Source organism: Kluyvera sp. CHPC 1.2972 (genome assembly GCF_036759925.1).
Taxonomy (GTDB): Bacteria; Pseudomonadota; Gammaproteobacteria; order Enterobacterales; family Enterobacteriaceae; genus Kluyvera.
The window spans coordinates 185,734-212,512 of the sequence record NZ_JAPKIB010000002.1 but is presented as its reverse complement, the minus strand read 5'-3'; the positions used below and the strand labels follow the sequence as shown (position 1 = coordinate 212,512).

Sequence of the window (26,779 nt, the reverse complement as noted above, 5' to 3'; positions counted from 1 at the left end):
GGTCAGGCGTGAACGCTTCGCAAAGCATTAGCGCAGCAGGGGATCGAGTCCACCACGCGCATCAAGCGCGTACAAGTCGTCACAGCCGCCAATGTGCTGTGCATCAATAAAAATCTGCGGAACCGTGGTGCGGCCGCTGCGCTGAATCATCTCTTCGCGCTTTTCGGCATTACCATCGATTGGCAGTTCCTGGAAGGCAATGCCTTTTTCAGACAGCAGCGCCTTCGCACGATGGCAATAAGGACATGTCGCTTTGGTATAGATCTCAATCTTAGCCATGACAGCTCTCCTGACTTTACCCGATGAATGAGCCGGAATTATTTGCCGCGAACCAGAGGCAGATTTTCACCGCTCCAGCCTGCGATACCTTCTTTCAGTACGAAGACTTTTTCAAAGCCGGCTTTCAGCAGCGCGCTCGCAGATTCCGTCGCCTGCATGCCGGAACCATCGGCAACGATAACCGGCTTGTCTTTATGTTTTTCCAGCTCGCCCACGTTGTTGGCTTTGATTTCAGCTGGCAGCAGGTTTACAGAACCCGCGATGTGGCCTTTACGGAAATCGTCACGCTGACGCAGGTCAACCACCACCGCGTCTTCTTTGTTAATCAGACGGGTCGCTTCACCACGGTTGATGACCTTAACTTTAGACATCAGCCCCTTAAAGGTGGTGACCAGTACGGCCGCCAGCAGCGCGATCCACGCGATGCTCAGGACAGGGTGACGACCAACAAATTGCATAATCTCTTGCATGGGGGGTAACAGCTCCCGACGTGTAATGTTTAAAAACCAGGGATGGAGTATACCTGCGGCGTGGCGCAAATACAGCCAGCGCGCGCGATGTAATGCGTTTTCTGCGGAGTGCTACGGAAAAAAGGGAGGAATTGTGCGTTTTTCAGCGCGCATCTCCCCGCTTTCTTTGATCTCTCGTTGTTATTTTATCGATTCAGCTGTAGTAAAATTACGCAAATTTTCTGTCTTTAGAGCATGAGGTTGTCGCAATGTCGGTTACTAAAAAACCTATGGTACTGGTGATTCTGGATGGCTACGGCTACCGCGAAGAGCATCAGGATAACGCTATTTACAGCGCTAAAACTCCGGTTATGGACGCGCTGTGGGCAAAACGTCCACATACCCTGATCCACGCTTCTGGCCTGGAAGTCGGTCTGCCAGACGGTCAGATGGGTAACTCTGAAGTCGGTCACGTGAACCTGGGCGCAGGCCGCATCGTGTATCAGGACCTGACCCGTCTTGACGTTGAAATTAAAGAGCGCACTTTCTTCGCTAACCCGGTACTGTCCGGCGCGGTAGATAAAGCGGTTGCTGCGGGTAAAGCGGTACACATCATGGGCCTGCTGTCCGCCGGTGGCGTACACAGCCATGAAGACCACATTATGGCAATGGTCGAACTGGCCGCTGAACGTGGCGCAGAAAAAATCTACCTGCACGCCTTCCTCGACGGTCGCGACACCCCGCCGCGCAGCGCTAACGGCTCTCTGCAGAAGTTTGAAGAGAAATTTGCCGCGCTGGGCAAAGGTCGTGTAGCCTCCATCATCGGCCGTTACTATGCGATGGACCGTGACAACCGTTGGGATCGCGTTGAACAAGCCTACAACCTGCTGGTTGAAGCCAAAGGCGAATTCCAGGCTGACACCGCGGTTGCCGCGCTGGAAGCTGCTTACGCTCGCGATGAAAACGACGAATTCGTGAAAGCGACCGTTATCCGCGCAGCCGGCCAGGCCGATGCCGCGATGGAAGATGGCGATGCGCTGATTTTCATGAACTTCCGTGCTGACCGCGCGCGCGAAATCACCCGTGCATTCGTTAACGCTGACTTCGATGGCTTCAAACGTCGCAAAGAAGTGAAGCTGGGCGATTTCATCATGCTGACGGAATACGCAGCAGACATCAAAGCACCTTGCGCTTATCCACCAGCCTCACTGGAAAACACCTTCGGCGAGTGGATGGCGAAGCATGAGAAAACCCAGCTGCGCATCTCCGAAACCGAGAAATATGCGCACGTTACCTTCTTCTTCAACGGCGGCGTAGAAGACCCGTTCAAAGGCGAAGATCGCATTCTGATCAACTCCCCGAAAGTGGCGACCTACGACCTGCAGCCGGAAATGAGCTCCGCTGAGCTGACCGAGAAGCTGGTTGCGGCTATCGAAAGCGGTAAGTACGACACCATCATCTGTAACTACCCGAACGGCGATATGGTTGGTCATACCGGCGTGATGGAAGCGGCGGTGAAAGCGGTTGAAGCGCTGGATCATTGCCTGGATGAAGTCACTCGCGCCGTCGAGAAAGTGGGCGGCCAGCTGCTGGTTACCGCTGACCACGGCAACGCTGAACAGATGCGTGACCCGGCTACCGGCCAGGCGCATACCGCACACACCAGCCTGCCAGTTCCGCTGATCTACGTTGGTGATAAAGCCGTGAAAGCGGTGGAAGGCGGCAAGCTTTCCGATATCGCGCCAACCATGCTGACGCTGATGGGGATGGAAATCCCGCAACAGATGACTGGTAAGCCGCTGTTCATCGTGGAATAATCCCTCCCCATGAGGGGAAAGGCGATTTATTCCATTAAATGGGCCGAAGCGACGCTTCGGTCCACGTTCTACGCCAGCGCGCTCAGCGCTGGCGTATTGCTGTGCGCCGCGCCCGCCCATGCGGACGATCGCTCACAGCTCCAGTCTATTCAGGCCGATATCGCCGCGAAAGAGCGTGCGGTACGCCAACAGCAACAACAACGCTCCACCCTTCTCGCCCAGCTAAAAGCGCAGGAACAGGCCATCGCCGCCGCCGCGCGTCAGCTACGTGATACGCAAAATTCGCTGGCTCAGCTCAACACGCAAATTGCCAATATGAACGCCTCCATCGCTAAGCTGGAAAAACAGCGTGCCGCGCAGGAGCGTAATCTGGCCGCGCAGCTTGATGCTGCGTTCCGCCAGGGTGAGCATTCAGGCATTCAGTTGATTCTCAGCGGTGAAGAGAGTCAACGCGGGCAGCGCCTTCAGGCCTACTTTGGCTATCTGAACCAGGCGCGCCAGGAGACTATCGCCGAGCTTAAGCAGACGCGTGAAGAAGTCGCGGCGCAAAAAACCGAGCTGGAAGAGAAGCAGAGCGAGCAGCAAACGCTGCTGTATGAGCAGAAGGCTCAGCAGGCCAAACTCGAAGCGGCGCGTAATGAGCGTCAGAAAACCCTCTCTGGGCTCGAATCCTCCATCCAGGCGGGTCAGCAGCAGCTCGGTGAAATGCGCGCAAACGAATCCCGTCTGCGTAGCAGCATTGCCCGCGCGGAAGCTGCCGCCAAAGCCCGTGCCGAACGTGAAGCGCGTGAAGCTGAAGCCGTACGCGGCCGCCAGCAGGAAGCCACCCGTAAAGGCACGACCTACAAACCTTCCGAAAGTGAACGCTCGCTGATGGCCCGCACCGGCGGCCTGGGCGCGCCACGTGGCCAAGCCTATTGGCCGGTTCGCGGGACAACGCTGCACCGTTATGGCGAACAGCTGCAAGGTGAACTACGTTGGAAGGGGATGGTTATCAGCGCATCGGAAGGCACTGAGGTGAAGGCCATCGCCGATGGGCGCGTCATTCTTGCCGACTGGCTCCAGGGCTACGGTCTTGTGGTGGTGGTTGAGCACGGTAAAGGCGATATGAGCCTGTACGGTTATAACCAAAGCGCGCTGGTTAGCGTAGGCACACAGGTGCGCGCCGGTCAGCCTATCGCTCTGGTGGGCAACAGTGGTGGTCAGGGCAGACCGTCACTCTATTTCGAAATTCGCCGTCAGGGTCAGGCGGTCAATCCACTGCCGTGGTTGGGAAGATAAGTTTTGCTTCAATTTCGCAGGGTAGTTCTGCTCGGTGCGCTGGCATTAGCCGCACCGAGTTACGCCGGTAAATTATCCATCGTTATCGATGACTTTGGTTATCGTCCGCAGACGGAAAATCAGGTACTGGCGATGCCATCCACCATTTCCGTCGCCGTGTTACCCAACGCTCCTCACGCACGTGAAATGGCCACCAAAGCCCACAACAGCGGGCATGAGGTACTGATTCACTTGCCGATGGCGCCGCTCAGCAAGCAGCCGCTGGAGAAAGACACGCTTCGCCCGGATATGAGCAGCGATGAGATCGAGCGCATTATTCGTGAAGCCGTGGATAAAGTGCCGTACGCCGTCGGGCTGAACAACCATATGGGCAGCGCAATGACCTCAAGCCTGTTTGGGATGCAAAAGGTGATGCAGGCGCTCAGTCGCTATAACCTCTATTTCCTCGACAGCATGACCATCGGCAACAGCCAGGCCATGCGCGCCGCGAACGGTACCGGCGTGAAGGTGATTAAACGTCGAATCTTCCTGGACGATACGCAAAACGAAGCGGATATCCGCGTGCAGTTTAATCGGGCTATCGATTTAGCGCGTCGCAACGGGTCGGCCATCGCGATTGGTCACCCGCACCCAACCACCGTCCGCGTTCTACAACAGATGGTCTACAATCTGCCGTCGGATATTACTCTGGTGCGTCCAAGCAGCCTGCTCAACGAGCCGCAGGTTGATACCTCAAGGCCAAACAATAGCCTGCCGCCTCAAAGCCTGCCCACCGCACCGCGCAATCCGTTCCGCGGCGTGACGCTCTGCAAGCCGAAAAAACCGCTGGAGCCGGTGTACGCCAGCCGTTTCTTCAACGTATTAAGCGAGAGCATCACCCACAGCACGCTGGTGCAGTATATGCAGCTGCAGTGGCAGGGGTGGAACAACGGAGCATAGAACGATACCGGGTATCCTGATGAGCGGGCTGCCCGGCAATTAACCTCGCATTTTCAGCCACAGTTTGAAGAAGAACCACGCACTGTGAATATCGGTTATTCCTTTTGCCAGGTCAGCCAAGCTTATCACTTCATTGAATTTCTGCCGCACGGCCACTTTATCTTTAATTTTACGGCGATATAAGCCGAGGAAATGCCCGCTCTCTTTTAACGCATGAACCAGTAATGAGCGACGAACATCCGCATATTCAGGGCGTTTTGCGTAGACAATCAGCTTGCTGATGATATCAATATAGCTATAGGCGCGCGGATCATAGTAACGCGTATGGTTAGTAATAGACTCGGTATTTTTTATATAGTAATAGTCAGGCATTTCTGAAACATAAAAAATGCCATTGGCAAGGGCAAGTTCTGTCGTCCACAAAATGTCCTTATGGCTGCTGCCAATATGGAAATCAATATTGTGCCTCTTGATATACTCAGAGCTGACGATTTGTAGCCAGATGTAGTGCGGCCACTCCTTAACCTTAACCGCATGATTAATCCACTTAAAACCGGGCTGAGGCTGATTATAGACCTGCCGAGAATGAACATGATGACCATGGTGCTGATGGCGCTCTCGAGTAAACATCCCGTTCGAAATCAGGACATCGCAGCGATTGTCTTCCGCTAACTTATGGCGGGAATAAATCATATCCGGATGAATTTCGTCATCCGCATCCAGGAGAATCAACCATTTTCCCTGATGGGCCGCTAATCCAGCATTACGAGCAACATATACGCCACTATTTTGCTGGGAGATAACTTTCAGACGATCGTCGTTTATTGAAGAGAGGATGCTTTGCGTATTATCCGTAGAGCCATCATCAATGACGATGAGTTCCAACGAAACCCTGTGTTCAGCTAAAACAGCATCAACAATTTGCTGGATACTCTTTTCACCGTTATAAACCGGAATAATAACGCTAACATCAATTGTTTGGCTGGCCATGCTCGCCCTTCGCTTTAAAATGAAACTGGCGATAGCCTACTAGAGAATGAGCCGAAAATAAAAGGCCTGGAGAGCTATCCAGGCCTTTTATGATTAATCCCAGCTCAGCACAACTTTACCCGACTGACCTGAACGCATAGCGTCAAAGCCCTTCTGGAAATCGTCAATACCGAAACGGTGGGTAATGATCGGAGACAGGTCCAGACCAGACTGGAGTAACGCCGCCATTTTGTACCAGGTTTCAAACATTTCACGACCGTAGATACCTTTAATAAACAGCCCCTTAAAGATAACTTTGGTCCAGTCGATGGACATATCTGATGGTGGAATACCCAGCATCGCGATACGCCCGCCGTGGTTCATGGTATCGAGCATAGAGCGGAACGCTGGCGGTGCGCCGGACATCTCCAGGCCCACATCGAAGCCTTCGGTCATGCCCAGTTCAGCCATCACGTCGTTCAGATTCTCTTTGGAGACGTTAACCGCACGGGTAACGCCCATTTTGCGCGCCAGCTCCAGACGGTATTCATTAACGTCGGTGATCACCACGTTACGCGCACCCACGTGTTTTGCCACGGCCGCCGCCATCACGCCGATTGGGCCTGCACCGGAGACCAGCACATCTTCGCCCACCAGGTCGAAAGAGAGCGCCGTGTGCACCGCATTACCGAATGGGTCGAAGATAGAGGCCAGATCGTCAGAGATGTTGTCCGGGATTTTGAAGGCGTTAAACGCCGGGATCACCAGATACTCCGCAAAGCAGCCCGGGCGATTCACGCCCACACCGATGGTGTTACGGCACAGGTGCGTACGACCGGCACGGCAGTTACGACAGTGGCCGCAGGTGATATGGCCTTCGCCGGAGACGCGGTCGCCGACCTTAAAGCCACGCACTTCCTGGCCAATACCCACCACTTCACCGACGTACTCGTGGCCCACAACCATCGGAACGGGAATCGTCTTCTGCGACCATTCATCCCAGTTGTAGATATGCACATCGGTGCCGCAGATGGCGGTTTTGCGAATTTTAATCAGCAGGTCGTTATGGCCGAGTTCCGGTTCAGGAACATCGGTCATCCAGATCCCTTCTTCCGCTTTCAGTTTGGATAACGCTTTCATCTCACACCCTTAGGCAATCACGCCCAGTTGTTTACCGATGCGGGTAAAGGCTTCCACCGCACGTTCAATTTGTTCCGTCGTATGCGCCGCCGACATCTGGGTACGAATACGCGCCTGGCCTTTCGGTACGACCGGGAAGAAGAAGCCGGTTACGTAGATCCCTTCTTTTTGCAGTTCACGGGCAAAGTTCTGCGCAATCACGGCATCACCCAGCATCACCGGGATAATCGCGTGATCGGCACCTGCCAGGGTGAAACCTGCCGCGGTCATTTTTTCGCGGAACAGACGCGCGTTAGCCCACAGGCGATCGCGCAGTTCAGCGCCAGACTCAACCATCTCCAGCACTTTGATAGACGCCGCGACAATGGCTGGTGCCAGAGAGTTGGAGAACAGATAAGGACGAGAACGCTGACGCAGCCACTCCACTACCTCTTTGCGGGCAGCGGTATAGCCACCGGACGCACCGCCGAGCGCTTTACCCAGCGTACCGGTGATGATGTCGACGCGGCCCATCACGTCGCAGTATTCATGGGAGCCACGGCCATTTTCACCGACAAAACCGACGGCGTGGGAATCATCGACCATCACCAGCGCATCGTATTTATCCGCCAGGTCGCACACCCCTTTCAGGTTGGCAATCACGCCATCCATGGAGAACACGCCGTCGGTCGCGATTAACACATGACGCGCACCGGCTGCACGAGCCTCTTTCAGGCGCTCTTCCAGTTCAGCCATATCGTTATTGGCGTAGCGGAAGCGCTTCGCTTTACACAGACGCACGCCGTCGATGATAGACGCGTGGTTCAGGGCATCGGAGATAATGGCATCTTCTGCACCCAGCAGCGTCTCAAACAGGCCGCCGTTGGCATCGAAGCAAGAGGAGTACAGAATCGCATCTTCCATACCGAGGAAACTGGCCAGCTTCTGCTCCAGCGCCTTATGGCTATCCTGAGTCCCGCAGATAAAACGAACGGAAGCCATACCGAAACCGTGGCTGTCCATGCCCGCTTTCGCGGCGTTAATCAGTTCAGGATGGTTCGCCAGGCCAAGGTAGTTGTTGGCGCAAAAGTTGATAACGTGGCTGCCATCGCCCACGGTGATATCCGCCTGCTGAGCGGAGGTGATAATACGTTCTTCTTTAAACAACCCTTCCGCACGAGCAGTGTCCAGGTCGTTCGTTAACTGTTTGTAGAAATCACCACGCATTGCAACTCTCCAGATCCGGTAAAATTTGGCACATATTACCCAAAGCTATACGCTGATACGAGATGATGCATGTCTGAATGAATTATTTGCAGCATAAATCACGTGGCCTGATGTTCACGGCACGGCGAAAAGCTGAAGGCTTAGCAATGTGATGATATGATAAAGGGTATTCGTGCCCGGGATTGTCCAGGGCCTATTCATTTCAAAGGTTACAGTTATGATTATCGTTACCGGCGGCGCTGGCTTCATTGGCAGCAACATCGTGAAAGCGCTCAATGACAAAGGCATCACTGACATTCTGGTGGTGGATAACCTGAAAGATGGCACCAAGTTTGTAAACCTGGTCGACCTGGACATCACTGACTATATGGATAAAGAAGACTTTCTGATCCAGGTGATGGCCGGCGAAGAGTTCGGTGAAATCGAAGCGGTCTTCCATGAAGGCGCTTGCTCCTCCACTACCGAGTGGGACGGTAAGTACGTGATGGATAACAACTATCAGTACTCCAAAGAGCTGCTGCACTACTGCCTGGAACGTGAAATTCCGTTCCTGTACGCCTCTTCCGCTGCCACCTATGGCGGCCGCACCAGCGACTTCATCGAGTCCCGTGAATTTGAAAAGCCGCTGAACGTGTACGGCTACTCTAAATTCCTGTTCGACGAATATGTACGCCGCATCATGCCGGAAGTGGACTCGCCAATCGTCGGCTTCCGCTACTTCAACGTCTACGGCCCGCGTGAAGGTCACAAAGGCAGCATGGCGAGCGTGGCATTCCACCTGAACACCCAGTTGAACAATGGCGAGAGCCCGAAACTGTTCGAAGGCAGCGATGGCTTCAAGCGTGACTTCGTCTACGTTGGCGACGTTGCAGCCGTCAATCTGTGGTTCTGGGAAAACGGCAAATCCGGCATCTTTAACCTCGGCACTGGCCGTGCGGAATCCTTCCAGGCTGTCGCAGATGCCACCCTGGCGTACCACAAAAAAGGCAGCATCGAATACATTCCATTCCCGGATAAGCTGAAAGGTCGCTATCAGGCGTTCACTCAGGCCGATCTGACCAACCTGCGCGCTGCAGGCTACGATAAGCCGTTCAAGACCGTCGCCGAAGGCGTAACGGAATATATGGCCTGGCTGAACCGCGACGCGTAAGAAGTTAGCATGAAAATACTGGTGGTCGGCCCGTCATGGGTGGGCGACATGATGATGTCGCAAAGTCTCTATCGCACGCTCAAGGCGCGCTATCCCCAGGCGATAATCGACGTGATGGCACCCGCGTGGTGCCGTCCGCTGTTATCGCGGATGCCGGAAGTCAATGACGCGATCGCCATGCCTTTAGGGCACGGCGCGCTGGAAATTGGCGAACGACGCAAGCTCGGTCATAGCCTGCGTGAAAAGCGCTACGATCGTGCGTACGTCCTGCCTAACTCGTTTAAATCGGCGCTGGTGCCATTCTTTGCGGGTATCCCGCTGCGTACCGGTTGGCGCGGAGAAATGCGCTACGGCCTGTTAAACGACGCGCGGGTGCTGGATAAAGACGCCTGGCCGCTGATGGTCGAGCGCTACGTCGCGCTGGCTTATGACAAAGGCGTGATGCGCTGCGCCAAAGATCTGCCGCAACCGCTGTTGTGGCCGCAGCTGCAGGTCAACGACGGTGAGAAATCCCTGGCCTGTAACGCGTTCTCACTGTCCAGCGAACGTCCGATGATCGGCTTTTGCCCCGGTGCTGAGTTTGGCCCAGCAAAACGCTGGCCACACTATCACTATGCGACGCTGGCAAAACAGCTTATTGATGAAGGCAACCAGATTGTCCTCTTCGGCTCAGCAAAAGATAACGAAGCTGGCAACGAGATCATCGCGTCACTGAGTGACGAACAAAAAGGCTGGTGCCGTAATCTGGCCGGGGAAACCCAGCTGGAGCAGGCCGTCATTCTGATTGCCGCCTGCAAGGCTATCGTCACCAACGATTCCGGCCTGATGCACGTTGCCGCCGCGCTTAACCGCCCGCTGGTCGCGCTCTATGGCCCAAGCAGTCCTGACTTTACGCCACCGCTCTCTAATAAAGCACGCGTGATTCGTCTTATCACCGGTTATCACAAGGTACGCAAAGGTGATGCCGCTCAGGGCTATCACCAGAGCCTTATCGATATTACCCCGGCCCGCGTGCTGGAAGAGCTTAATGCTCTGCTATCGAGCGAGGAAGCCTGACGCATGCGGGTTCTGATCGTTAAAACATCCTCCATGGGTGACGTGCTGCACACGCTGCCTGCGTTAACCGATGCCATGCGCGCCATTCCGGGCATCCGCTTTGATTGGGTTGTGGAAGAGGGCTTTGCTCAGATCCCTTCCTGGCACGAAGCCGTCGATCGCGTGATACCAGTGGCGATTCGCCGCTGGCGTAAAGCGTGGTTTTCTGCACCTATCAAAGCCGAGCGTAAAGCCTTTAAAGCGGCGGTTCAGGCCATCACCTATGATGCGATCATTGATGCTCAAGGGCTGGTAAAAAGCGCCGCACTGGTCACCCGGCTCGCCCATGGCGTGAAGCATGGAATGGACTGGAGTACCGCGCGTGAACCGCTGGCGAGTCTGTTTTACAATCGTCGGCACCACATCGGCAAACAACAGCACGCCGTCGAGCGCACGCGTGAGCTGTTTGCGAAAAGCCTAGGGTATGCAAAACCGGAAACGCAGGGGGATTATGCTATTGCGCAGCATTTCCTGCGTGATGCGACAGCGCCCCAACAGCCCTACGGTGTCTTCCTGCACGCCACAACGCGTGATAATAAGCACTGGCCGGAACAACACTGGCGCGAACTGATCGGTCTGCTAGCGGAGAGTGGCCTACGCATCAAGCTGCCCTGGGGAGCACCTCATGAAGAAGCCAGAGCTAAGCGGCTGGCTGAAGGGTTTGATTATGTGGAAGTGTTGCCACGTCTGAGCCTTGAACAAGTAGCACACGTGCTGGCTGGGGCAACCTTTGTCATCTCGGTAGATACTGGGTTAAGCCATTTGACCGCGGCGCTGGATCGGCCAAATGTGACGCTGTATGGGCCGACCGATCCAGGGTTGATTGGGGGGTATGGGAAGAATCAGGTGGTGTGTTGTGCGGAACATGCTGATTTAAAAAATCTATCGGGCGGCGAAGTATTTGGGGTCATCGGCCAACTCCCTCATATTTCATGATAAAAAGTATCCTGACGGAGACTTTTTATCATAGTGATAGCAATATATTATTCTCGCGCATCCAAGTTATATATCGACACAGAATCATGCTTATCAAATAATGAAAAAGAATCGAGAATATCACCTCGGATAAGGTCAGTTTTGAGTAAAATAATATTAACGTTAGGCAAATTCATAACATTGAGCTGACAAGTGCTAGCAAAACCAACCACATTTACAGTGAAGCCCTGAGCAGCAAGGTTGTAAATATAGTCTTCCGATATTGAGTCCGGATATACTTCTTGCATGAGAAATTTTTCATCTGCCATTTCTCGTGGGTGTCGTAAATAAACAAGATTATTAAATTTCTTATTTAACGAATACAAACGCTCAGTCAACAATGAAAGATTCTGGTTATTCTTAACCGCTAAGATATCTTTGAATCTCGAACCAACAAAAACATTCATTACTTTATTAGCAGCATGATTGCTGTCAATAATACGATGCTCAAAAATGTCCAGTTTTATGACTTTCCCTTTGACGTTCAAGGTCCTGTTCTTATCAAGGATCGTAAAATGTTGTGTGCTACGCTCTATTATTTTCTTAATGCTGAACGTATTTTTGAACAGAACTCGACTTATTAGATATTTTAGTTTCTTCTTTTCTTTATTTTTATAATTAACATCGACTATGGTATTTATATTCAAGATACCATCATCGAAAGTACTGATGTACAATTCGTTATTAAAACGAGATAAAATATATTGAACTGTTAAGTCATTCGCATTAGCCAGATAAATAAAATCACCTGCATTGACGATTTTCTCAAGATAAGAAAATATTTTTCTCAGATTTAGAAAATCATAATCCATATTTGCCACGCAATGTGTATCAAAATGCCTAGCGAGATTAGATGTGATATATGGCTTGACTCCCGCCTTAGTTTTTAGATAAATAGCGTGAAAACGGTCGCCGTCATATTGTCTCTTAATTGCAAGAGATACTTTTAATTGCAAAGGTGAACATACGATGAAAATATGATTATTCACAGTGTTTTCACTCATTATTTTTTGATATATAAATAAATTACGGCCTCAAGATACCACTCAGATTTACTTTTAACTTTTCATAAATATAATGGGGCGCTAATGCTGATATCCCGGTTTTGGCGATAATCTGTTTGGCATTCAGATAATTTGGCCCGCAGAGATCATCAGTGTTATACCCATCATTGTAAACAGAACTATAAAAAACTAACGATGGTTTATTATAACTATTTGCCACATGTACAAATGAAGTATCCACCGATACCACAAAGTCACTCATAGAAAGTACCGCGGCGGCACACATAAAATCAGGCGCCTCAAAGAAGTATGCGTTCTCGGGAAGAGTTATCGATGCTAGCTTGCTCTTTTCCATCAACAGAATAATGCTGATATCCGCATGATCTGCAAGTAACGCCAAGGTCTCGTTGATCTGTTCGCTGCAAAAACTGCGCTTATCCGTTGATGCATAAGGGCAAAAGGCGATTTTAATCGTCTTCGCAGGCAATGACGTAAGATAGGCATTAGCCGTTTCGCGAGTTTCAGGAGCAAAGGAAAGGACATAGTTTTCAGGCAATACATCTTGCTTATCTAAGCAGGACCGTAAAAAATGAAGGTAATAATCTGTTATATGGATTTTTTTTGTTGATGGGATATAGTTATCATTATATTTCCCCGGTATTTTAACGTCAAAACCACTCAGTGCTTTATACTTTATTTGAGCCAGTAGCTTTATATATTTATGTGTAAAATACCATCCGCAATGACTGTACGGATCAATTACCCAATCATAAATCTGGTCCCGATACTTCGCCGTTTCACCGTAAATAATGACATTATGAATATCACTGTTATTTTGAAAAAGGGGAACTATCTTTTTAGCCGTAATAACATCGACATCAATATCTGCGTTTTTTAATGCCCGCAGGAACGATGTCGCCATAATCGCATCGCCAAGACCAATGTTAACCAACAGCAAACAAACTTTTTTATTCTCCAGATTCGAACGTTCGGCTACTGGTCGAGGTAGCTTTACCGATGCGAACAATGCTTTTAATTTATAGATGATGTTATTAAGCCGCATATATTATAACTTATGGTTAATGTTATTTAGTTTACGTAGCTATCGTACCAATTTTAAATAAAAATAATGGAGATAACTTTTTATTCCATTAGCAAGCCGACCTTGTTTGAAATAATGTTTAGCACAATAACGGGCATAATTTGCATTAGTAGGTCGCATTAAGTCAGTGTTTTTCCATGGCGATTGATCTCTCGCTTGTAAAAACGCCGTTGAACTCGCATATCCCGTCCAGGCATGCCATGGTTTAGATGGCCCAACATAATGAATAAAAACAGTTTTATCATTAATTGGATTGGTGAAATTATCTTTTAACTCATAGTTCAAACTAAACTGAGTATTAAACTTAATATCAATAAATTTGACTTTACCAGCCAGAATGATATTTAAGATATCCTGATCGAGATACGAGAGTTTTTTCACCATCTCGCTATCGGAGAGTATCGCTAAGGCTTTAGAAGAGACCTGTTCACGCGCCCATCCAGCAATATTCAACAACAATAACCCCGCGTTGAAATATCCGTGCTCCAGGGCTGAGCACCCTAGTCCATCAGCCCGTTTACGCCACCATGTCACATCTCTTTCAGGCACCACGGCGGCAACATTATCCCCCACATCGAGAGACATCAGCTCATGAATGCTGCCTTTACACATAATGTCTGCATCCATATACAGAACACGTTCTTCTCGTCCAATAAAGTAGTCACCAATAATAAAACGGAAGTACGTCGCAATCGACCAGTTCTTCGTGGTCGGAAATGCCCGTAAACGATCGCAGTTAATAATATGGATTTCAATATGCGTAGAATATAATTCAGCTAATTCTTTGAATTTTTCTAATTCTTTATCGATGATATTATCAATAAATATATGAAAAACAAAACTCGACTCACGATTGTTAATCAACACCGAAGTTATCGATACACCACAACCGAAAAGAAAGTTTTGATCGATGCCATAGCAAATATTCAAAGGCGATGTCGCAGGTAACCCGCCAGAGCAATCGAAAGAAAATGTCTTCACGATAAATTCGGAAGGCTTTAAAAATTGAGAATCCATATGATAACCTTTCAGAAATTACAAAGACTTACGAATTGTTCTTTCTTTTATTTTTTCTGCTTTGCCTTGGGCATGAGCAAATAGACCTTGCTCAGCATGCAAGATCTCTCTCAGCGGCTGATTAAAATAAATGCAAAGGAATCTAAAAATATCCCGCTGGGTCAATCCGATTTCTAATGATGAAAAGTATAGCCCAATCAAATCTTTATCTCGCCAGCGAGCAGGTACAGCAGCACGCATTTGGGCGCGATGTAAGTCAATAACCGATATTTTTAAATCCTTCTGCTGACCGCTAAAAGGGAGATGCAACAGAAAATGGCAGATATAACAATCACGATGATTAATACCGCCCAGATGCATTTTACGCACCATGGTCGCTACACGCTCAATAATCATGCGTTTTACCTGAACGGCGGGAGGATTAACAACCCAATCCGCACAATAGTCTTCCAGACTAATCGTTGGCGTCAGATCTTCGGTAATAATAAAAGACGTTCGGGTTAAAGGATTCCAGCCTTTTTCACCAAAACCCACGCCCTGCATAGTATCAACACCCAAGTCGCGCAGGCGGTGAATTGCATTCCACTCACGATCGGCGCCTAGCACAGGCATGCGGAATGAGAGCAGGTTTTTTACAACCTCTTTCAGAGAGGTGCCTCGATGCCATTTCAGGAAAAAGCTTTCCCCTGAGAGCTCAAAACGCAGCGTACGACGAGTTTCAAGTTCTCTGAACACCTCGCCTTGCAGCAACTTAACTTCCTCAAATGCATCTTTACCGCGCCATAATGTGGCAAGCGGCTCGTTCAATTCAACCATCCAAACCACCTATTATGATATCTGCCGCTTTTTCAGGCAGACTATACAGATCCTTAGTATCTGCATAATATCTCGCATTCCCTGCCCATTCTTCGCGTAATGAGGGATGTTCCAGTGCCTTGAGCAGAGACTCATTAAGCGCCTTCTGAAGATAGGGTTCTTCGATCACACAGCCACACTGGGCATCAGCAATAAAGTGCGCATACCCACAAACGGCAGTTGTCAGTACCGGCAAACCAGCGGTAATCGCTTCAAGCAACACAATCCCTGCCGCTTCCTGATATGCGGGATGCAGCAGTATATCCGCAGCCGCCATCAACTCCGCAACATCATTGCGCCCGGAATAGAAACGCACATGACGGCTAACACCGCATTTTTCGGCCAGGGCTTCGAACTTACGTGGATTGTCCTGGCCCACAACGTATAAAAGCGCATTTTCCCTTACCGCTTCGGGTAATGAGGCCAATGCAGCAATGGAACGATCCACGCCCTTACGCGTAAAATCTGAGCCAATTTGCAGCAATAAAAACTGCTGCGGGCTAATATCATTCTTTTGCCGAACTACCTGCCGAATATTAGCAGGCTGATTACTATATTTTCTATCGGGATAAATACCCGGCGGCAGCATATGAAAACGAGCAGATTCGGTGTGATAGTGCTTTTGAAAATCGGCAATTTGCTTATCGGTTAACATTAACAGCTGCGTCGCTTTGCCCGATTCGAAGGTTTCGCGCTCAAACGCAGCAAAGTGCCGATAGCGCGGCGTCAAGCGATAAAAGACCCCTTTCTCCTGCGCGACCTTTTCCGCGTAGCAGACATCCGCTGCATAATAAATATCTAAGCCGGGCATTTTATTAAAGCCCACAACACGATCAACCGGATTCGCACGCAAATGGTTCTGAACCCATAAATAGTATTCAGCATTCCGCCCATGGTTCGTATGGGATTTAACCGGAACAAGAATCAACTCAAAGAGTTCCGGGTCATCCCCTTCCCAGGATTGCGTATAGATTCGTACCTGGTGCCCACGTGCTGCAACGGTTTGTGCAATACGCATAAAGTCACGCTGCAATCCACCAAAGGGGAAATATTTATACAGACAAAATGCTACGATCATAATTCTTCGCCTGTGGCAGGTGCGCGCTGGTTTTTAGATAACATTGTCTCAGCAGCTGAAATGACATCTTTGGCAGGAATAACCGAGAGATACATTTTACCACGATCCAGTTGATCTCGCGATGGCATCGCCTGGTAGTCCCCGGCCCAGAACTGGATCATATTATTTGACCATGGTCGCCAGAATACATGGTTCGTCGCGCCGAACAGGCAAATTAACGGTGTATTTACCGCTGCAGCGATATGCCCAGGCGCAGAATCCACACCAATGAATAGATCAGCATGGTCAATCAGCGCCGCCAGTTCAGGAAAGGTTAGCTTGCCAGCCAGAGCAGTCACTGGCGGAGTTTGGCAGCCTCCTGCAATCGCATTGATACAGTCAAGATCCTCGCGACTGGGCCCAGAAGTGAGAACCACCTGTAATCCACGCGCATGCAGCGCATCAATAAGCTGAGAAAATTTATCGTTATCCCAACATTTGAAAATCTGTCGTGCTGTCGGTTGGATCACCACATAATGCTCGCCGACGCAAGACTGAGCTAACTCGCTACGCACCCGTTCCCAGCAGGATGGGTTATAGCTCATCGTGGTCTTCATTACGTTGGAATCCAGGCCAAGCGGGGCAAGCACTGAAAGGTTGCTTTCGACAACGTTGGTACCTTTCTGCGCGGCATGATGAGTAAAGCTATTACGCCAAAAGGCATTCCGCCGATGTGAGTAATCGTGTGAAATCCGCACTGGCGCATTCAGCATTCTCACCAATACCGCCATCATCCATTGATCTGCCATATTAATGACAATATCATATTTATTCGAACGTAATGTTTTGATTAATTGAATGAAATTGGAAATTTTTTCGCTAGTCTTCTTTTTTTTATTTTTTAAACCATATAGCGCATTGATTTCAGGATTCTCAGACAAAATCGGAATGGTGTCCTGATAGAGCAGAACATCAATTTTAGCATCGGGATAATGACGTTTTAGCGTGCTAATGACCGGGGTCGTCAACAACATATCCCCGTGAAAACGCAGTTTAATAACCAGAATTCTTCTATATGACTTTTCCACAAGTAACCCTTCGTTGAGATAATCCAGTGAAAAGTGGACAAAAAAGCACGCTACCGCCCCAGGCTTCACAGCTACCTGAATGCTGAAATACATACCATGCCAATTATATTCTGCCTATTATATCACTACTTAACTAATTGTTCGATATATAATATTGGTAGAAAACCGTGTTATTCATCACGCTGATTATTGTATTTACTTGCGAATATAAGGGCCATGATAGAGTACAGAAAATAGATCTCCATAAATGTCTTTTCGAAAAGACAATAAACCAAAAAATATCCTATAAACGAAGCCAGCAATGACACATTGAAAATATTTTTTTCAGTTTTAACCGATTGCACCATGTCCTTCAGCACGATTGCCATTGACGCAACAAACAAAATTAAGCCACCGAATCCTATATTATATAAAACTGTCAGAAATAACGGTTCATCCAGGTTGTATTTTTTGGTCTTCCAGTTGAAAACGCCGCCATTCTTTGGTGCATTATGATCTATCAAATAAGCATCAAATGTCGAGTTACCATAGCCGATCCCAAAAATAGCATTCTTCATGCTATACATTACTAAGGGGTAACGCCCAGTAATAATTTTATCTCGCCCCGAAGTAATATTGGCTAAATGTGTAGATTGATCTATTTTATGCTTAACCTGAGGAAAAGTGTTGTATGCCAGGGTTAACCCTGCGCCAGTAATAACGGCCACACTGAGAAGTACCAACGCAAGCGCTTTAATATTTTTTACGCAGATAAAAAATATAATTGCTGCTTCAACGGCCAGAGCCAGAATACCGCCACGACTTCCGGTATATAACAAAAATATAAAAGCTGAAAATGACACTACCGCTAGCATCATTTTCATATATATTTTTTTGATCAGAACAGCACCAACCAATGCAAAAGGGAATAGCATTACAACATAAAATGCAAACCCATATCGTAACTGTAAATAAAGAGGCTGAGGTGCATCTTTGATGTAACGAATAACTGGCACCGCCATTATAATATAAGTCAGCGTGAATATCGCACCAACAACATATATTCTTCTTAGCACCAGAATATCTTTATTAAAACTGACAAAAAATAAAAATAAAACGAAAGGATATCGCCAATCTTTAAAGAATAAATTAAAGGCATCTTTCACTTCATTCTTATAGGTGAAAAATGCAATACACACAATGCACCATAGAGAGAAAACAACCAGAGATTTCCTTTTTTTAAGAAAATCCCCTATTGCATTTTTAATATTTATATTTTCTTTTCTGACTTGATACAATGACAAGATAACCATAAGCCCCGTTGCTACATTCAACACACCGCGGTTATCGATTGTGAATAATCCGAATATCATCAACAACAGTGTCAGTTTAGCTAGCGATAAAATATTTAGCCGACTAACCGTTCCTGCTATGTCCATAATTTCTCTACCGACCTAGTTGCCAACTCATTGACAGTTATTGAAATATAAATTATACTATAGAATAGTATTAAACATAAAATTTTTTATGTTTAATAGCCCTTTACCGCATGATAAGCATACTTAAGCAGTGAACATAGCATCTGTGTACTGCACAAGGGTTTAAAATTGAAACAGAACATAATAAAACACATTAAGGATGCTCATACTCACCAGAACGACAATGTTGAGTCGCGAGTCAATATAACTTATGGTGCCGATGATCTGTTTCTGTACGGAACGGGCGTGTCTATTACCTCATTGCTCTTAAATAATCCAGAGACTCCCTTTCATTTTCACATCTTTTCTAACAATGTGTCATTGAGCAACTATCATTTATTTGAAAAACTAGCTCAACAATATCATACAAAGATCACTTTTTATATATTAGACGATGACATTTTAAAATCATTACCGACCGCCTCAAAATCATGGAATCATTCTATTTACTTTCGTTTGATTGCCGTCGATTATTTCGCTAGTAAGTTAGACTCTATTATCTATCTTGATTCAGATATTATTTGCAAGAAAAACCTATCCTCATTGCTTTCTGAATCTTTTGGTGATGCAGCGCTCATTGCTGTACATGATAATTACGTTGACACATCAAAAATAAAAGAGATCATCCCAGAACTATATTTTAATTCTGGTTTTTTATATTTTAACCTCACAAAACTGCGACAGTCCGATCTGACAGAAAAAGTCATTTCCATTGTCACTAAAAACAATTTCTCGCATCCAGATCAAGATGCTCTTAATATAATTTTCAACAGTAGCGTAAAAATCGTCGATCACCGATTTAACTCATTTTTCAATATTGATAGTCTCATAAAAAATAAAAGAAAAAAATTCAAAATAACACCTGACACAATTTTTATTCACTATGTTGGTGTCACTAAACCCTGGCACGAATGGGCCCAGTACTATAATGATGTGAATTATTTCAAAGTCGCTCGGGATAACTCCCCGTGGGCAACAAGTCCTTTGCTATGCCCATCAACATATAAACAGCTATCAAGAAAAAGCACGCATCTAAGAAAAAATGGACAGTTATTTTATGCTTTCATCAGCTATATAAAATACTTAGCTAAAAAGCATTTTTAGCATATTTTATGATACATTAACGAGTAATAAAAGCATCACATCCTCCGCATCCGACGTGGACAATCCATCTAAAACAGCAAAAGTAATGGAAAAATCCTGGATAAATACATAGAATCCCCAGCACATCCATTAGTCAGCTAACGCCCATGCTTGAATTGCTTTACACCGCCCTTCTCTACCTTATCCAGCCTCTCATCTGGGTACGGCTTTGGGTGCGCGGACGTAAGGCTCCAGCCTATCGCAAACGCTGGGGTGAACGTTACGGTTTCTATCGCCAGCCACTTAAGCCTGGCGGCATTATGCTGCACTCCGTTTCTGTCGGTGAAACCCTGGCAGCCATCCCACTGGTTCGCGCGCTGCGTCATCGTTATCCCGATTTACCGATTACGGTGACCACCATGACCCCAACTGGCTCCGAGCGTGTTCAATCCGCCTTTGGTAAAGACGTTCAGCATGTCTACCTACCTTATGATTTACCAGATGCCCTGAATCGCTTCCTCGATAAGATTGACCCTAAGCTGGTGCTTATTATGGAAACGGAACTGTGGCCGAATCTGATTGCTGCGCTGCATCGCCGCCATATCCCACTGGTTATTGCCAACGCCCGCCTTTCCGAGCGCTCCGCCGCCGGTTACGCTAAGCTTGGGTCGTTCGTGCGCACGCTGCTGCAGCGTATTACGCTGATTGCGGCGCAGAATGAAGAAGACGGTAAGCGCTTTGTCGCGCTGGGTGCAAAAAATAATCAGGTAACGATCACCGGCAGCCTGAAATTTGATATCTCGGTAACACCTCAGCTAGCAGCACGAGCTGTCACGCTGCGCCGCCAATGGGCGCCGCATCGTCCGGTATGGATTGCCACCAGCACCCACGATGGTGAAGAGAGCATTATTATTGCCGCACACAAAGCGCTGCTGCAGCAATACCCCGACCTGCTGTTGATTCTGGTGCCTCGCCATCCTGAGCGTTTCCCGGATGCTATCAATCTCACTCGCCAGGCCGGTCTGAGCTATACGACTCGCTCGTCCGGTGAGGTCCCTTCTGCCACCACGCAGGTGGTGATTGGTGACACGATGGGTGAACTGATGCTGCTGTACGGCATTGCCGATCTGGCGTTTGTCGGAGGCTCACTGGTTGAACGCGGCGGGCACAACCCGCTGGAAGCGGCCGCCCACGCTATTCCGGTGCTGATGGGGCCGCATACCTTCAACTTCAAAGATATCTGTGCTCGTCTGGAACAGGCCAGCGGCCTTATCACGGTTACTGATGCCGCCAGCCTTGAGAAAGAAGTGGCTTCGCTGTTAGCCGATGAAGACTATCGCAGTTTCTATGGTCGTCATGCCGTTGAGGTTCTCTACCAGAACCAGGGCGCGCTGCAGCGTCTGCTGCAACTTCTGGAGCCTTACCTACCACCGAAAACGCATTGAGGATGGCTATGCAAAAACGGGCAATTTATCCAGGCACCTTCGATCCTATCACCAACGGTCACCTTGATATCGTGACCCGTGCCGCCTGCATGTTTGACCATGTTATCCTCGCTATCGCAGCCAGCCCCAGTAAGAAACCGATGTTCGACCTGAGCGAACGCGTAGCGCTGGCCCAACAGGCAACATCGCATCTTGATAACGTCGAGGTGATGGGCTTTAGCGACCTGATGGCAAACTTTGCGCGCACGCAACAAGCCAATATTCTGATTCGCGGCCTGCGCGCCGTGGCTGACTTCGAGTATGAAATGCAGCTGGCGCATATGAATCGCCACCTGATGCCGGAGCTGGAAAGCGTCTTCCTGATGCCGTCCAAAGAGTGGTCGTTTATCTCATCTTCGCTGGTGAAAGAGGTGGCACGTCATAATGGCGATGTGACCCACTTCCTGCCGGTAAACGTGCATCAGGCGTTGATGGAGAAGCTGAAGTAGGCTTCGGTGTCGTTCCCGGCGGCGCTTCGCTTGGCCGGGCTACGTGTAGGTGTTATTTCTGGCACTGTTTGCAGTAAAACGTCGCCCGCTGAGCATGCTTGCTCGCCACAATCGGCGCCCCACATATCCGACACGCTTCCCCTTTACGTCCATATACCTGCAATTCCTGAGCAAAATAGCCCGGCTTACCGTCGCTTTGCAGGAAGTCTTTTAGCGTCGTCCCGCCTTGCTCAATCGATCGCGCCAGCACCGCTTTGATCGCGTCAACCAGCCGTTCACCCTCTTCTCTTGAGAGCGAGGACGCCAACCGATCCGGGTGGATCCGTGCGGCAAACAGCGATTCACTGGCGTAGATATTCCCCACGCCCACGACCAGCTTGTTATCCATCAGCCAGGGTTTGATCGCCGTTTTCTTCTTAGCACACTTCGCCAGCAGATAATCGGCGTTAAATTCCGCGCTGAGCGGCTCTGGGCCAAGATGTGCGAGCACGCTGTGCCCTTCCAGCTCCGTGGTCCATAGCCAGGCACCAAAGCGACGTGGGTCGGTATAGCGCAGCACTTTGCCGTTACTCATCACCAGGTCGACGTGGTCATGTTTTTCTGCGGGGAGTTCTTCAGACAGGATACGCAGGCTGCCAGACATCCCCAAATGAATGATTATCCAACCATCGGGCAGTTCAAGCAGAAGGTACTTTGCACGTCTCTGAACGCTCAGGACGAGCTTATCGCTTAGGCGGTAGATTTCATCAGAGACAGGCCAGCGCAGGCGACCGTTGCGAATCACAGCGTACTGGATGGTGGCACCGACCAGGTGAGGTTCAATACCCCGGCGGCTGGTTTCAACTTCAGGTAATTCAGGCATAGCGTCTCCAACTCAAATACATATCTCTCTATTATGGGGACGCGCAGAAAACAAAAAACCCCGCCGAGGCGAGGTTTTTCGTGACATCGAAACTAAAATTATTTGATTTTAGCTTCTTTGTACAGAACGTGCTGACGGACAACTGGATCGAACTTTTTCAGTTCCAGTTTTTCCGGTTTAGTACGTTTGTTCTTCGTGGTGGTATAGAAGTGACCAGTACCAGCAGAAGAAACCAGCTTGATTTTCTCGCGAATACCTTTAGCCATGATTTATTTCCTCTTTAAGTACTTAGTACTTTTCGCCACGGGCACGCAGTTCGGACAGAACTGTATCGATGCCTTTCTTATCAATAACACGCATACCTTTAGCAGATACACGCAGGGTGACAAAACGCTTCTCGCTCTCAACCCAGAAACGGTGAGAGTGCAGGTTCGGCAGGAAACGGCGTTTAGTCGCGTTCAGTGCGTGGGAACGGTTGTTACCGGTCACCGGACGCTTGCCAGTAACTTGGCAGACTCGGGACATGTCTATTCTCCAAAAATCAAATTAGCTCGAGCTTCGTATGGGGTATCGGCGCCTCGTCAGGCTTTACAGCCCGGTCATCGCGTAGTTCTAAGTGAACTCTCGATTGCCAGGCCCAAATGCCAAACCCGAGATTCTCAAAGGTGGCGTAGTATACGCTGACACGAGGATATGCTCAAGTCCCGAACAGACAAAGATCCCGGTGGATCGCGTAATTATCCGCTAAATCCAGCCTCGTTCGGCAAAAGAAACATACTCACCGCGGCCAATAACCAAATGGTCTAGTACACGTACATCCATGAATTGGCAACACTTTACCACTCTTTCGGTGATAAGTCTGTCTGATTTACTCGGTTCGGCATTTCCTGACGGATGATTATGCGCGAGGATCACCGCCGCGGCATTCACTTTGATGGCTTCTCGTACAATTTCACGCGGGTGAACCTCCACATGATTCAACGTTCCGGAAAAAAGTCGACTATGTTTCAGGACCTTGTGCCGGTTATCCAGGAAGATGACCACAAAGATTTCCCTTTCTTCATCAGCCAACTGGCTTTGTAAAAATTCTCGCGCCAGCTCCGGGCTCAACAGGGAATCCTCTTCCAGAACCCGCACGCTGAAGTAGCGACGCGCCAGTTCAGCAATACCTTTGAGCTGAGCATATTTGGCAATCCCCATCCCATCAATCTGGGTCATCTCCTCCTCGCTGGCAGAGAGTAGCCGGTAGAGCGACCCAAAATGCCGAAGCAGGTCGTGGGAATAGCGCATCACGCTTTTTTCACGCGTCCCCGTGCGTAAAAACAGCGCCAGCAATTCGGTATCTGACAGCGTCTCAATGCCATACCGCTGCATCTTTTCCCGCGGCATCATCGCTTCTGCACTCTCCATAACGGCCTCCTTCCGATAGCTGCCGCCATGCTGTCACAACGCGTATCGCGCCGCACGACCGAGATCTTGCGCTTGCGTAGCGCCTCGCAAAGTGTCGATGTCACAAGCGCACGACCCCGAAAGGATTGTGATAAAATACGCGGATTCTGGTGTCCCCCTAACAGGAAAGAATCATGATGAGCCTGGCCGGTAAAAAAATTGTTCTTGGCGTCAGCGGCGGCATTGCTGCCTACAAAACGCCGGAACTCGTACGTCGCCTGCGCGACCGCGGCGCAGACGTACGCGTTGCCATGACGGAAGCCGCAAAAGCTTTCATCACCCCGCTGAGCCTGCAAGCCGTCTCCGGCTATCCGGTTTCCGACAGCCTGCTTGATACTGCCGCTGAAGCAGCAATGGGCCATATTGAGCTGGGGAAATGGGCTGACCTCGTTATTCTGGCGCCCGCAACGGCAGACCTTATCGCCCGCGTGACCGCGGGGATGGCAAACGATCTGGTCTCAACCATCTGCCTCGCCACGCCGTCTCCCGTTGCCGTGGTGCCTGCCATGAATCAGCAGATGTACCGCGCTGCCGCCACTCAGCACAATCTTGAGGTATTAGCCTCGCGGAATATGCTCATCTGGGGCCCGGACAGCGGCAGTCAGGCCTGCGGCGATATTGGCCCGGGACGCATGCTCGACCCGCTGACCATCGTCGATATGGCGGCAGCGCACTTTTCGCCCGTCAAAGATTTGCAACATCTGAACATCATGATTACCGCTGGCCCAACCCGCGAGCCGCTGGATCCCGTACGCTACATCACCAACCATAGCTCCGGGAAAATGGGCTTTGCGATTGCCGAAGCAGCCGCACAGCGCGGCGCCAACGTCACGCTGGTCAGCGGCCCGGTATCGCTGCCAACCCCAGCCTTTGTGCAACGCGTTGACGTGACAACCGCCGAAGAGATGAATGCAGCCGTTCAGGCTAGCGTCATCGGGCAGCATATTTTCATCGGCTGTGCCGCCGTCGCGGACTATCGCGCCGCCGTGATTGCCGACGAAAAAATTAAAAAGCAGGACACCCAGGGTGATGAATTCACAATAAAAATGGTGAAAAACCCTGACATCGTTGCCGGCGTTGCAGCACGAAAAACCGAGCGACCTTACGTCGTAGGGTTTGCCGCCGAAACGAATAATGTGGAAGAATATGCGCGGCAAAAGCGTAGTCGCAAGAACCTTGATCTGATTTGTGCCAATGATGTTTCACAATCAAATCAAGGCTTTAATAGCGATAATAATGCATTGCATCTTTTCTGGCAGGACGGCGAGAAGCGTTTACCGCTCGCCAGTAAGTCACTCCTGGGCCAACTATTATTGGACGAGATCGTTACCCGTTATGATGAAAAAAATCGACGTTAAGATTCTGGACTCGCGTATTGGTCAGCAGTTCCCGCTGCCGACCTATGCCACTGCTGGCTCAGCAGGCCTTGACCTGCGCGCCTGTCTTGATGACGCCGTAGAGCTGGCGCCGGGCGAAACCACTTTGCTGCCAACCGGTCTGGCGATTCACATTGCCGACCCTTCTCTGGCCGCCGTGATGCTGCCGCGCTCTGGCCTGGGCCACAAGCACGGTATCGTGCTGGGCAACCTGGTCGGGCTGATTGACTCCGACTATCAGGGTCAGCTGATGGTTTCCATCTGGAATCGTGGGCAAACGACCTTCACCATTGAGCCGGGCGAACGCGTTGCGCAAATGGTGTTTGTTCCTGTCGTACAGGCCGAGTTTAATCTGGTCGAATCGTTTGAAGCTACCGATCGTGGCGAAGGTGGTTTTGGCCACTCCGGGCGTCAGTAACTCGCCCTAAGGCGCACCCGCCCAGCGCGGTGCGCCCGTTTTTACGTATCTCACGGTGTCATAATGCGAATACATCACTGCAAATTATGATTGCGGTCGCCGTGTGGATGCTCGCCTGACAATTGTTTTATTTTCAGGGGTATTTTAGAACATGGCAGAAAAGCAAACTGCGAAAAGGAATCGTCGCGAGGAAATACTTCAATCCCTGGCGTTGATGCTTGAATCCAGCGACGGTAGCCAGCGTATCACCACGGCCAAACTGGCCGCGTCCGTTGGTGTTTCCGAAGCAGCGCTGTACCGGCATTTTCCTAGCAAGACCCGCATGTTCGATAGCCTTATCGAGTTTATCGAAGATAGCCTGATTACCCGTATCAACCTGATCCTCAAAGACGAGAAGGACACCACTACACGCTTACGCCTGATTGTGCTGCTTATTCTTGGTTTTGGCGAACGCAACCCGGGGCTGACCCGTATTCTGACCGGCCACGCGCTTATGTTTGAGCAGGATCGCCTGCAGGGACGAATCAACCAGCTGTTTGAACGTATTGAAGCTCAGCTGCGCCAGGTGTTACGCGAGCGGAAAATGCGGGAAGGTGAAGGCTACGAAACGGATGAAACGCTGCTGGCAAGCCAGCTGCTGGCCTTCTGTGAGGGTATGTTGTCGCGCTTTGTTCGCAGCGAATTCAAATACCGACCAACGGACGATTTCGATGCCCGTTGGCCGCTGCTCGTTGCGCAACTGCAGTAACGCGTTCAAATAACCCGGCATCTGCCGGGC

The 26,779-nt window shown here is 49.6% G+C and carries 28 protein-coding genes; 12 read left to right on the top strand and 16 right to left on the bottom strand.

What is annotated here, in order from left to right; translation table 11 throughout:
* Positions 1–27: 27 nt before the first annotated feature.
* A complete protein-coding gene (grxC, locus tag V6944_RS04520) occupies positions 28–279 on the bottom strand; it encodes a glutaredoxin 3 (protein WP_333498057.1) in 252 nt (83 codons plus the stop codon).
* A gap of 38 nt (positions 280–317) precedes the next feature.
* Complete coding sequence (locus tag V6944_RS04515; RefSeq protein WP_333498056.1) at positions 318–749, bottom strand: rhodanese-like domain-containing protein; 432 nt, start codon at positions 747–749, stop codon at positions 318–320.
* A 248-nt stretch (positions 750–997) separates the two neighbouring features.
* Here V6944_RS04515 and gpmM point away from each other — a divergent pair, with 248 nt between their 5' ends.
* Genes gpmM through V6944_RS04500 form a run of 3 tightly spaced genes read left to right on the top strand, consistent with a single transcriptional unit; the run spans position 998 to position 4,765 of the window.
* A complete protein-coding gene (gpmM, locus tag V6944_RS04510) occupies positions 998–2,545 on the top strand; it encodes a 2,3-bisphosphoglycerate-independent phosphoglycerate mutase (protein WP_333498055.1) in 1,548 nt (515 codons plus the stop codon).
* Between the two features lie 9 nt (positions 2,546–2,554).
* Positions 2,555–3,826, top strand: coding sequence for a murein hydrolase activator EnvC (gene envC / locus V6944_RS04505; protein WP_333498054.1), 1,272 nt, complete (start codon positions 2,555–2,557; stop codon positions 3,824–3,826).
* Between the two features lie 3 nt (positions 3,827–3,829).
* Positions 3,830–4,765 carry a divergent polysaccharide deacetylase family protein gene (locus V6944_RS04500; RefSeq protein WP_333498053.1) on the top strand — a complete coding sequence of 312 codons (936 nt, stop codon included), beginning with the start codon at positions 3,830–3,832 and terminating at the stop codon, positions 4,763–4,765.
* Positions 4,766–4,804: 39 nt separating this feature from the next.
* Here V6944_RS04500 and V6944_RS04495 read toward each other — a convergent pair whose 3' ends face one another.
* From V6944_RS04495 to kbl, 3 genes are all read right to left on the bottom strand, one after another.
* Complete coding sequence (locus V6944_RS04495; RefSeq protein ID WP_333498052.1) at positions 4,805–5,755, bottom strand: glycosyltransferase; 951 nt, start codon at positions 5,753–5,755, stop codon at positions 4,805–4,807.
* A 93-nt stretch (positions 5,756–5,848) separates the two neighbouring features.
* The gene (tdh, locus tag V6944_RS04490) at positions 5,849–6,874 is read right to left on the bottom strand and encodes an L-threonine 3-dehydrogenase (protein WP_333498051.1); all 1,026 of its coding nucleotides are present in this window, start codon (positions 6,872–6,874) and stop codon (positions 5,849–5,851) included.
* Positions 6,875–6,883: 9 nt separating this feature from the next.
* Positions 6,884–8,080 carry a glycine C-acetyltransferase gene (gene kbl / locus V6944_RS04485; protein ID WP_333498050.1) on the bottom strand — a complete coding sequence of 399 codons (1,197 nt, stop codon included), beginning with the start codon at positions 8,078–8,080 and terminating at the stop codon, positions 6,884–6,886.
* A 217-nt stretch (positions 8,081–8,297) separates the two neighbouring features.
* On the opposite strand from kbl, the gene rfaD reads away from it, so the two are divergent.
* The 3 genes from rfaD to rfaC are packed head-to-tail and all read left to right on the top strand — an operon-like array spanning position 8,298 to position 11,261.
* Positions 8,298–9,230, top strand: coding sequence for an ADP-glyceromanno-heptose 6-epimerase (gene rfaD / locus V6944_RS04480; protein WP_123651048.1), 933 nt, complete (start codon positions 8,298–8,300; stop codon positions 9,228–9,230).
* A 9-nt stretch (positions 9,231–9,239) separates the two neighbouring features.
* Positions 9,240–10,286, top strand: coding sequence for an ADP-heptose--LPS heptosyltransferase RfaF (gene rfaF, locus V6944_RS04475; protein ID WP_333498049.1), 1,047 nt, complete (start codon positions 9,240–9,242; stop codon positions 10,284–10,286).
* Between the two features lie 3 nt (positions 10,287–10,289).
* Positions 10,290–11,261 (top strand): lipopolysaccharide heptosyltransferase RfaC, encoded by a 972-nt coding sequence (rfaC, locus tag V6944_RS04470; RefSeq protein WP_333498048.1) that lies wholly within the window; start codon positions 10,290–10,292, stop codon positions 11,259–11,261.
* 47 nt (positions 11,262–11,308) lie between these two features.
* Here rfaC and V6944_RS04465 read toward each other — a convergent pair whose 3' ends face one another.
* From V6944_RS04465 to V6944_RS04435, 7 genes are all read right to left on the bottom strand, one after another.
* Positions 11,309–12,289 (bottom strand): glycosyltransferase family 52, encoded by a 981-nt coding sequence (locus tag V6944_RS04465; protein WP_333498047.1) that lies wholly within the window; start codon positions 12,287–12,289, stop codon positions 11,309–11,311.
* 37 nt (positions 12,290–12,326) lie between these two features.
* The gene (locus V6944_RS04460) at positions 12,327–13,367 is read right to left on the bottom strand and encodes a glycosyltransferase family 9 protein (protein ID WP_333498046.1); all 1,041 of its coding nucleotides are present in this window, start codon (positions 13,365–13,367) and stop codon (positions 12,327–12,329) included.
* A gap of 39 nt (positions 13,368–13,406) precedes the next feature.
* Complete coding sequence (waaO, locus tag V6944_RS04455) at positions 13,407–14,423, bottom strand: lipopolysaccharide 3-alpha-galactosyltransferase (protein ID WP_333498045.1); 1,017 nt, start codon at positions 14,421–14,423, stop codon at positions 13,407–13,409.
* Between the two features lie 18 nt (positions 14,424–14,441).
* Complete coding sequence (gene rfaP / locus V6944_RS04450; RefSeq protein WP_333498044.1) at positions 14,442–15,239, bottom strand: lipopolysaccharide core heptose(I) kinase RfaP; 798 nt, start codon at positions 15,237–15,239, stop codon at positions 14,442–14,444.
* Positions 15,232–16,356, bottom strand: coding sequence for a glycosyltransferase family 4 protein (locus V6944_RS04445; protein ID WP_333498043.1), 1,125 nt, complete (start codon positions 16,354–16,356; stop codon positions 15,232–15,234). Before V6944_RS04445 ends, rfaP begins: the two co-directional genes overlap by 8 nt.
* Positions 16,353–17,423, bottom strand: coding sequence for a lipopolysaccharide core heptosyltransferase RfaQ (gene rfaQ, locus V6944_RS04440; protein ID WP_333498247.1), 1,071 nt, complete (start codon positions 17,421–17,423; stop codon positions 16,353–16,355). The genes V6944_RS04445 and rfaQ overlap by 4 nt, the downstream gene beginning before the upstream one ends.
* 170 nt (positions 17,424–17,593) lie before the next feature.
* Positions 17,594–18,841 (bottom strand): O-antigen ligase family protein, encoded by a 1,248-nt coding sequence (locus V6944_RS04435; protein ID WP_333498042.1) that lies wholly within the window; start codon positions 18,839–18,841, stop codon positions 17,594–17,596.
* A 168-nt stretch (positions 18,842–19,009) separates the two neighbouring features.
* Between V6944_RS04435 and V6944_RS04430 the strand changes: the two genes are divergently transcribed.
* From V6944_RS04430 to coaD, 3 genes are all read left to right on the top strand, one after another.
* Positions 19,010–19,984: a glycosyltransferase family 8 protein gene (locus tag V6944_RS04430; RefSeq protein WP_333498041.1), complete on the top strand. Its 975-nt coding sequence runs from the start codon at positions 19,010–19,012 to the stop codon at positions 19,982–19,984.
* A 146-nt stretch (positions 19,985–20,130) separates the two neighbouring features.
* Positions 20,131–21,408 carry a lipid IV(A) 3-deoxy-D-manno-octulosonic acid transferase gene (gene waaA, locus V6944_RS04425; protein WP_333498040.1) on the top strand — a complete coding sequence of 426 codons (1,278 nt, stop codon included), beginning with the start codon at positions 20,131–20,133 and terminating at the stop codon, positions 21,406–21,408.
* A gap of 8 nt (positions 21,409–21,416) precedes the next feature.
* Positions 21,417–21,896, top strand: a complete 480-nt coding sequence (coaD, locus tag V6944_RS04420) for a pantetheine-phosphate adenylyltransferase (RefSeq protein ID WP_333498039.1) — start codon at positions 21,417–21,419, stop codon at positions 21,894–21,896.
* A gap of 52 nt (positions 21,897–21,948) precedes the next feature.
* On the opposite strand, the gene mutM is transcribed toward coaD, so the two are convergent.
* The 4 genes from mutM to radC all read right to left on the bottom strand — a co-directional run bounded on the left by mutM (position 21,949) and on the right by radC (position 24,168).
* Positions 21,949–22,758: a bifunctional DNA-formamidopyrimidine glycosylase/DNA-(apurinic or apyrimidinic site) lyase gene (gene mutM, locus V6944_RS04415; protein WP_333498038.1), complete on the bottom strand. Its 810-nt coding sequence runs from the start codon at positions 22,756–22,758 to the stop codon at positions 21,949–21,951.
* Between the two features lie 98 nt (positions 22,759–22,856).
* Entirely contained in the window at positions 22,857–23,024 is a 168-nt protein-coding gene (gene rpmG / locus V6944_RS04410; protein WP_003024094.1) for a 50S ribosomal protein L33, read from the bottom strand.
* Between the two features lie 22 nt (positions 23,025–23,046).
* Positions 23,047–23,283: a 50S ribosomal protein L28 gene (rpmB, locus tag V6944_RS04405; protein ID WP_002436699.1), complete on the bottom strand. Its 237-nt coding sequence runs from the start codon at positions 23,281–23,283 to the stop codon at positions 23,047–23,049.
* A gap of 219 nt (positions 23,284–23,502) precedes the next feature.
* Positions 23,503–24,168 carry a RadC family protein gene (gene radC, locus V6944_RS04400; RefSeq protein WP_185667489.1) on the bottom strand — a complete coding sequence of 222 codons (666 nt, stop codon included), beginning with the start codon at positions 24,166–24,168 and terminating at the stop codon, positions 23,503–23,505.
* 176 nt (positions 24,169–24,344) lie between these two features.
* On the opposite strand from radC, the gene coaBC reads away from it, so the two are divergent.
* The 3 genes from coaBC (at position 24,345) to slmA (ending at position 26,749) form a co-directional block, all read left to right on the top strand.
* Positions 24,345–25,565 (top strand): bifunctional phosphopantothenoylcysteine decarboxylase/phosphopantothenate--cysteine ligase CoaBC, encoded by a 1,221-nt coding sequence (coaBC, locus tag V6944_RS04395; RefSeq protein ID WP_333498246.1) that lies wholly within the window; start codon positions 24,345–24,347, stop codon positions 25,563–25,565.
* Positions 25,543–26,001, top strand: a complete 459-nt coding sequence (gene dut / locus V6944_RS04390) for a dUTP diphosphatase (protein WP_035895829.1) — start codon at positions 25,543–25,545, stop codon at positions 25,999–26,001. Before coaBC ends, dut begins: the two co-directional genes overlap by 23 nt.
* A gap of 151 nt (positions 26,002–26,152) precedes the next feature.
* Positions 26,153–26,749 carry a nucleoid occlusion factor SlmA gene (slmA, locus tag V6944_RS04385; protein ID WP_333498037.1) on the top strand — a complete coding sequence of 199 codons (597 nt, stop codon included), beginning with the start codon at positions 26,153–26,155 and terminating at the stop codon, positions 26,747–26,749.
* Positions 26,750–26,779: the final 30 nt, after the last annotated feature.